Source organism: Blastomonas sp. CCH1-A6, assembly GCF_001556365.1.
GTDB classification, from domain to species: domain Bacteria; phylum Pseudomonadota; class Alphaproteobacteria; order Sphingomonadales; family Sphingomonadaceae; genus Blastomonas; species Blastomonas ursincola.
On the sequence record NZ_LSIS01000495.1, the window covers coordinates 1 to 7,300 of the forward strand.

7 protein-coding genes are annotated in these 7,300 nt (G+C 60.8%); 3 read left to right on the plus strand and 4 right to left on the minus strand.

Going from position 1 to position 7,300, the window contains the following annotated elements; genetic code table 11:
• Positions 1-181: 181 nt before the first annotated feature.
• Positions 182-658 carry a YkgB family protein gene (locus AX735_RS21870; RefSeq protein WP_010339850.1) on the minus strand — a complete coding sequence of 159 codons (477 nt, stop codon included), beginning with the start codon at positions 656-658 and terminating at the stop codon, positions 182-184.
• A gap of 104 nt (positions 659-762) precedes the next feature.
• Between AX735_RS21870 and AX735_RS21875 the strand changes: the two genes are divergently transcribed.
• Both AX735_RS21875 and AX735_RS21880 read left to right on the plus strand, forming a co-directional pair.
• Positions 763-1,305, plus strand: coding sequence for a MarR family winged helix-turn-helix transcriptional regulator (locus AX735_RS21875; protein ID WP_010339851.1), 543 nt, complete (start codon positions 763-765; stop codon positions 1,303-1,305).
• Between the two features lie 193 nt (positions 1,306-1,498).
• The gene (locus AX735_RS21880) at positions 1,499-2,110 is read left to right on the plus strand and encodes an SOS response-associated peptidase (RefSeq protein ID WP_066114288.1); all 612 of its coding nucleotides are present in this window, start codon (positions 1,499-1,501) and stop codon (positions 2,108-2,110) included.
• Positions 2,111-2,116: 6 nt separating this feature from the next.
• Here the strand turns inward: AX735_RS21880 and AX735_RS21885 are convergent, their stop codons facing one another.
• From AX735_RS21885 to AX735_RS21895, 3 genes are all read right to left on the minus strand, one after another.
• Entirely contained in the window at positions 2,117-2,710 is a 594-nt protein-coding gene (locus AX735_RS21885; protein ID WP_053556549.1) for a recombinase family protein, read from the minus strand.
• Positions 2,711-2,880: 170 nt separating this feature from the next.
• Positions 2,881-4,254, minus strand: a complete 1,374-nt coding sequence (locus AX735_RS21890) for a hypothetical protein (protein ID WP_007015736.1) — start codon at positions 4,252-4,254, stop codon at positions 2,881-2,883.
• A complete protein-coding gene (locus AX735_RS21895; RefSeq protein WP_007015735.1) occupies positions 4,255-4,824 on the minus strand; it encodes a recombinase family protein in 570 nt (189 codons plus the stop codon).
• A gap of 140 nt (positions 4,825-4,964) precedes the next feature.
• Here AX735_RS21895 and AX735_RS21900 point away from each other — a divergent pair.
• Positions 4,965-7,300: Tn3 family transposase (locus AX735_RS21900; protein WP_066284759.1), on the plus strand; the 2,336-nt coding region annotated here is incomplete at its 3' end.

Below are 7,300 nucleotides of genomic sequence, written 5' to 3' on the forward strand. Positions count from 1 at the left end.
CCCGCACTCCGCTAATTTACGCCGCGACCTGTGCCAAATGTTCTGACGACGGACAAAACCCTCGAAAGCATGTTTTCGAACACCCTATCAAAGCGACAGGGTTTGTCGATCGTTATGGGCTGAGGCGGGTATGGTTCGGCAAAAGCGCAGGTCCGGAGCGTCGCCTATCACCTGTTTGCCGTCACGCGTCTGCTGTCCGTATGGACGCAAGTAGAAGGCACGCTGATGCCGCAAGAAGCACCAGGTCCTTCAACAGGAACTGTCCGGTTCCGGCCGAAATCGCCGGGAACCCGCCAGCGGTCGGCTCGGCGACGCCAGGCGTGCTCAGGAAAAACGTCAGTGTCACGGCATAAGTCAGGCATGACATCGCCGCGCCGAGAGCGGAGGCCGTCTTGTTGAAAGCACCGATAATCAGCGCAGCGGCCGTCGCGAGCTCGACGGTGCCTATAAAATAGCTTCCACCCTGCACCCCAAAAACGGCCGGAATCCAGCTCATGATCGGACTGTTCTTCATCAATGGCGCGATGCCCATCGCTTCATAGCTCGTGAATTTCATGCAACCGAACCAGAGAAAGATGACCACCAGCGCCCAGCGCAGCAACGCGAGAGACCCGCGAGAGCCGGTCGTCTTTTCAGCTATGTGTAATGTCGAAAACATGGTGCCTCGCTTTCATCATGGCGCATGACCTGCCTTCATGCTTAGACAGGCGTGATATATGCGCTGCGCATACACTATACGCCGTCAATGAATGAGGCAACCCTTTGAACGTACTCTCGGACCGGCTCGTCAATCTGTTCGGCGCCCTCGCAGTGGGCATCACCGATCGAATTAAGAAGGCGGCATTCGACCCGACGATACCCGGCGGTGGCGAAACCACCGCGGCGATCGTCGTCATCGGTCACGCGACCGGTCTTTCGATCGACGAATTAGGACGGGTGCTAGGCTTGTCCCACGCGGGGACGGTGCGGCTTGTCGATCGATTGGTTGCAGCCGGGTTCGCCGTTCGATCCAAAGCGCTACGGGACCGTCGTGCAGTAGCGCTGATGCTCACTGAGGCAGGCGAGACTCGCCTATCTGCGATCCTGCAACGAAGAAACGAGACTTTATCCGAAATCCTTAGCCATGTCTCGAATGCTGACCGCCTCGTGCTGGAACGTATTGCCGAGACAATACTTGCGCAGATGTCTGACGACGCTGTCTCGGCGCTGACGATATGCCGGCTCTGCGACGAGAGGCGATGCTACAACTGTCCGATGGATGCCTTTGGAATGCTGGAGTCGTCGACGCATAGAGTCGACCCATAAGTGCGCGCAGAGACGCTTAGCGTATATCTGTGCCCGTTCTATGTCCTGACCCCAAATTGGCCCGTCTCCGTCCCAGACCGCGATCGGGGTGCAAACAAAGGCAGCGGCGGCGGCAAGAATGGTGGCGGGCATGATCTCTTCTTCTATCATACTGCGATGACAGTTGAAGATTCCTGAAGGCTGGGAGGCGTGTATTTGTAACCTGTATCGCATGACCAAGAGCTCGGCCGAGGTCGCTGGGTTGTTCAACGCCGCGCCCGCTGCAGCGAGCAACGCGCCGGGAGAGATCTATCCAGGGTATCCCGGGTTGGTCGTGGCCAACGGATCGATCCGATCGATGGTGTGGGGCTTTCCGCTGTCGCTGAAGAGCAAGAAGTCGGGCCAGCCTCTAAAGCCGAAACCGGTCAACAACGCCCGCACCGACAAGCTGAGCCAGTTCTTCTGGCGGGACAGCTTCGAGAAGCGACGTTGCCTCATCCCCCTTACCGCGTGGGCGGAGGCCGAGGGTCCCCGAGGATCCATGACGCGCACCTGGCTGTCGCTGCCGGACGCGGAGTTGTTCGCCGTCGCCGGCGTATGGCGGTCTTCGGATGAATGGGGTGATTGCTATTCGATGGTGATGAAGGATGGCACTGGTGCCGCGGCCGAAGTCCATTCCCGGATGCCGGTTATTTTGCGAGGCGACCAATATCCGATATGGGAACACGGCTCAGCCGCTGAAGCGTTGACCCTATGCGAGCTGCCATACCAGAGAGATATCAAAGTCGATCGAACGACGGTGCCCTGGGTGCGGACGGGCCGCTAGAATGCACTACTGTCCGGAAGCGAGCTTGGATGCCATGCGCTGGATGGTTCGATAGACTGTTGGGCGCGAAACCGAGAATAACTCGCTCAGCTCACTGATCGAGTGCTCGCCTCCTTCATGCAGCTGGTGCAGATGGCGCTGCTGGCGGTCGGTCAGCTTGGGGGGCTTGCCCTTCAACTTTCCCTTCGCCTTGGCGACCTTCATACCTTCCCGCGTCCTCATCCGGATCAGGTCAGCTTCGAATTCAGCGAAGGTGGCGAGGATGTTGAAGAACATCTTGCCCATAGGATCGCTCGGGTCGTGGATCTGTCGGCCGAGGGCGAGGGCAACACCGCGCTTCTCGAGCTCCTCGGCGATCGCCCGCGCATCGGGGACCGATCGGGCTAGGCGGTCGAGCTTCGGTGCGACCAAGGTATCGCCGGCACGGACGGCGGCGAGTGCCTGCGCAAGCCCTGGCCGATCGCGCGAAGTGCCGGTGAGGCCGTGATCGGTATAGATCCGGTCGGCCGACACACCGAGCTCGGCGAGAGCATGGCGTTGGGCCGTCAAATCCTGCTTGTCGGTTGAACACCGTGCGTATCCGATCAAAGTCCCGGTCATCTGTAACGCTTAGCGCCCCATCAATGAGAATCTAGTCGTACTACCTTAATGAGACGGACTGGTCGACCCCGATTTTGGAGGACGAAAGCCAAATTCTATTGAGGGCATAGCGTGGGAGGTACGCCAAGCAACGCTAAGGACGAACAATACCGGAACGGCGTGCAAGGGCATCACCTGCGGAGGCCGATGATGCCCAGCTCTTGCCACATCCACGTAAAATCATAGGTAGCCATTGGCTCGCCGACCCCGGATTTTGCTGCGCCATTCTCTATATATTTGAGCCAGTCGGCCACTTTCGCCCGGCCAGCCTTCGTGCGGGCCAGAGCGCGCGGCGTCTTGTTGCCAAGGGCAGGCACCGCTTCATCAAGCGTTTTGGTATATTCGCGTGTCAGCATATCATGAACGATGCGCTCCATTTCGTCCGGCGGGATATCGAGCGGCTCTTCCTGCGGAGCGCGGGCGGCGTCATCAGCCATGAACTGGGCCAGAGTCCGGATTTCGGTCATAGGTGTGCTCACGCAATCACCAAGCCATTCGCCCATTTGCGCAATCGCTTTCTCCGCACGGGCGGCACTATTGACCTCAACGATCAGTTTGCGTCCCGCCAACTCGACATTGGCGAAGACGGGTGTGCCGTCCTCCATGGTCGTCACAAAAGCCTGCCCGCCTTTGGCCGTTCGTGGTTTTCTCTCCTTCGTCACCGGCACCAGCCAGTTCCAGAATGTGTCGCTGGCAGGCTCCAGCCATTGTGCCGCGTTCAGCCTGCGAACCACGCTCTTGCCGATCACGCCCTTGGCCAGGGGGAAGACGATGCGGTGGAACACAAGATCATCGCCATCGGCGTTGACCATATCCGGCATGGTGCCAGGCATGGCTTTGCCCAGACAATCGAGCAGCCACATGTTCGTGAACATCGGGCCTGATGCCCGTAAAATAGCATCCCGGTCGGTCTGGTTTAGTTCGGAGGTGTCCTTTGCATCGTCCGCAAGCCGGCCAAACGCGTCGATCAGTTGTAGGGCGCCATCAGCGCTGAACGGCAACAGCGCGCCCGAGATGCCATGGCGACCGTTCACATCGACAACCCGTGCAGCGATCTTGTCCCAGTTGACGAGGGTCTGTGTCGCGCCGTGTTCGCGGACCGTGACTGGCGCAACATCCCGCAACAGATCACGCAAGGTCATCGACTGACCGGGGACGACCTCGCTAACCTCATAGAGCGACATCATCGTATCCCGCAGCGCGCGCATATAGGCCTTGTTCGGCGCCTTCTCGTTCCAGCCTCGGCGCTTGAGATAGTCATCGACCAGATTGCGACCGTCAGGTTCCAGTTCCTGTGTCAGCAGATCTTCAAAGGCGCAGCCCCATAGCGGCCCTTGCCAATGATCACCGATGATCTCGAATATGGCGTCGGGTTCGAGGCCGGTCGCTTCACATGCCGGACCGAGATGCGCGGACAGCATTTCATCCATCGCCTCGTCCCACGGAGCACGATCCGCATATTTCATCAGCCCGGACAGATCGTGAGCAGATTTCAATCTGGACATTCAGGCAGGCCTTTCCACGCCAAGGCGGCGCATTTCGCGATAGATGGTGGATCTGCCGATGCCGAGTTGCCGTGCTGCCTCTGTCGGCGAGATACGGGCTTCGACCAGTTTGATGGCCGCATCCACCTTGGACATGTCGAGCGGCTGACGGCCAGGCTGCTTGCCCTTGGCGCGTGCAGCGGCGATCCCATCGCGGGTCCGCTCAGAGATTAGCCGCCGCTCGAAATGGGCGATAGCTCCGAACACATGGAAGATGAGTTCGCCGGCGGCCGACGAGGTGTCGATTTTTTCCTCAAGACTCAGGAGGGCGATGCCTTGGCTGCGCAAAGTTTCGACTGTGGCGAGCAGTTCAGTCAGCGAACGCCCAAGCCGATCGAGGCGGACCACGGCGAGCGTGTCACCCTTGCGGGCATAGGCGATCAGTTCGGCCAGTCCAGGCCGCTCCATGCTTTTTCCCGATATTACATCGGTGAACACCTTGATGGCGCCGGCATTCTCCAGTCGCATGGTCTGGCCCGCCACATCCTGATCGCCGGTGCTGACGCGGGCGTAGCCCAGAATGCCGCCCATCTATCGTGTCTCCCAAACGGTCGTTCTGTGGACGCTCTGAAGGGCGACCGCTTCACCCCGCCCATAGCCGTCCACATACTATGTCTCTTTACTCATGGCTGTCCATAGGCGCAGTTGACCTTTTGTGGACGGGAATCGGCATGACGAAGCGCAAGCATCAACTCCTGACCGAGAGCGAGCGCAATCAGATCCTTGCCATCCCGACCGATCGCGACCACTTGGCTCGGCTCTACACCTTCGAGCCTGCGGACATCGAGATCATCGGCGCGCGACGGGAACGACGGAACCAGTTGGGCGTCGCGCTGCAACTCGCGCTCTTGCGCCACCCGGGCATCACACTGGCGCAGTTGATACAGAACAGGGGAGCGATGCCCCATGATCTCGCCGCCTTCGTCGCAGAACAGCTTGGCCTGCGCGTCACGGATCTGGCTGACTATGCGGCGAGGGACCAGACCATGACGGACCATGCTCGCGAGCTAGCCGCGCGCTTGGGACTGCGAGGGCCGACGCGTGCCGATATTCCGTTCATGATCGAAGCGGCCACGAAAACGGCATGGGCGACCGACAAGGGGATGACGATAGCGACCGGTGTTGTCACCGCCCTTCGTGAGGCCCGGATTCTGCTGCCGTCCATCTCCACCATCGAGCGTGCCAGCAGCGCGGGGCGCGCGCGTGCCCGCAAGCAAGCCGCCTATGCCCTGATCGACGATCTCAGCGCTGAACAGGTCCACGCCCTCGACCAGCTCTTTGACGACGCCGGGGGCATGAGCCAGCTCGCTTCGCTCAAGACCATTCCCATCGCGGCAAGGCCCGATCATATCCGCCAGATTCTCGACCGCCTGCGGCAAGTGCGGAAGATCGGCATCTCCCCGGACGTGGCTGGCCGCATCCACGCGGACCGCTTCCGGCAATATGTCCGGGAAGGCCGTGCATCGCCTGCCTATATGATCGAGCGATACGTTCCCTCCCGGCGGCGCGCCACGCTGGTTGCCTTCCTGCTCGATCTTGAAGAGCAGCTGACCGACAGCGCTCTGGAGATGGCGGACAAGCTGATCGGCAGCATCTTCACCCGCGCGAAGAATGCCCAGGCGCGTAGCTATGCCGCCACATCGAAGAACGTGGCGCGGCTGATGCTGATCTTTCGCAGAACGATCGATGCGCTGACCGATGCGGTCGATACTGGCGAAGATCCAATTGAGGTCCTGGACGCATCGGTCGGGTGGAACACCCTGATGAAGGCGAGGCCGGAAGTGGCGAGCATCGCGGAAACCGCCAACCTCGATCCGCTGACGGTCGCGGCCGACCGCTATGCGACGTTACGCAAGTTCGCCCCCGACCTGCTTGAGACGCTCCAGTTCAGGGCCGGAAAGGGCAGTGCGAAAACGATCGCTGCCATCGAAATGCTGCGCGACCTCAACAGGTCGGGCAAACGCGATCTTCCTACCGACGCTCCGATGCCCTTCCGTAAAGAATGGCGAAAAATCGTCGTTGGCGATAACGGCAAGATCAACCGGCGGCTCTGGGAAATCGCAACGATCGCGCATCTGCGCAACAAGTTGCGTTCGGGGGATGTCTGGGTGGAGCGATCGGCGGGATACCGCCAGTTCGACAGCTACCTGCTCAGCGAACCGAAGGCGAAGCCAATCGTGTCGGCTCTTGGTCTGCCACCCACAGCCAGCGAATGGCTCGAACAACGGGGCCGCGAACTGGACTGGCGACTGAAGAAATTTGCCCAGCGCCTGAAGCGCGACGCTCTGGAGGGTGTGCGGTTCCGCGACGGCCGCCTCCAGATATCCCCGGTTCGCACGATCGCGATGCCCGATGCCGAAGCGCTGGCTGACCGGCTCGATGCGATGATGCCCCGCATCCGCATCACCGAGCTGCTGCATGAAGTGGCGCAGGAAACCGGCTTTCTTGCTGCATTCACGAACCTGCGCACCGGCGAAGCGTGCCCCAACGAAAACGCGCTGCTCGCCACCATCCTTGCGGATGCCACCAATCTCGGCCTGTCGCGCATGGCTGCCGCGAGCCAGGGCGTGACGCGCGACCAGCTCCTGTGGACCCATGACGCCTATATCCGCGACGACAGCTACTGCGCGGCGCTGGCCGTGCTCATCAACGCGCATCACCGCCTGCCATTCTCGCGCGTATGGGGCGACGGCACAACGTCCAGTTCCGATGGCCAGTTCTTCAGGGGCGCGAAGCGCGGTGCATCGGGCGGCGATATCAACGCCCGCTATGGCGTCGATCATGGCTTCAGCTTCTACACCCATAATTCTGATCAGCGCGCGCCCTACCACGTCAAAGTGATCTCGGCCGCGACGCATGAGGCGCCCTATGTCCTCGACGGCCTCACCAGCCACGGCACCGATCTCAGGATCGTCGAGCATTACACCGACACCGGCGGGGCGACCGATCATGTCTTCGCCCTGTGCGCGATGCTGGGATTTCGCTTCTGCCCGCGCCTGCGCGACTT